1 pseudogene is annotated in these 440 nt (G+C 60.5%); it reads right to left on the bottom strand.

The features are described 5' to 3' along the window. Window positions 1-407, bottom strand: a pseudogene (locus tag J5M58_RS27085) (hypothetical protein); the annotation flags it as partial. Window positions 408-440: the final 33 nt, after the last annotated feature.

The following is a 440-nucleotide window of genomic DNA, read 5'->3' as shown; positions in this document are numbered from 1 at the left end:
TTGTAAGGCTGGTCGGCCAGCTCCTCGCGGGCGGACTCCTCAGTGGTGACCCGACGCACGAAGCGCTGATTCTCTTTGACGATCCGCTTCATTCGCTTTTCAAGCTCAGAAAGAACCTCGGGGGTGACGGGCTCAATATTGCCGAAGTCATAGTAGAACCCGTCGGTAATGAACGGACCAATACCCAAGTTCACCTCGGGGTATAGCTGCTGGACGGCCTGAGCCATGACGTGGGTGGCCGAGTGCCGGATGATGTTGAGCCCATCCTCGCTGGTGGCCTCAACCGGCTCCACCTCGGCGCCGTCATGGAGTTCACGCTGCAGATCGACGAGGTTGCCGTCAACCCGCATGGCAACAACGGCACGGTCGGAGCCGAAGAGATCCAGTCCGGTGGTCGTAGTGTCCACCTGCTGGGTCCTGGAGGTACCGGAACGGTGCAG

Origin of the sequence: Pseudomonas sp. 32_A, from assembly GCF_017490905.1 — a bacterium.
Classification (GTDB): domain Bacteria; phylum Pseudomonadota; class Gammaproteobacteria; order Pseudomonadales; family Pseudomonadaceae; genus Aquipseudomonas; species Aquipseudomonas inefficax.
Note: the sequence above shows the minus strand (reverse complement) of the source record. Positions and strands in the feature narration are given on the sequence as shown.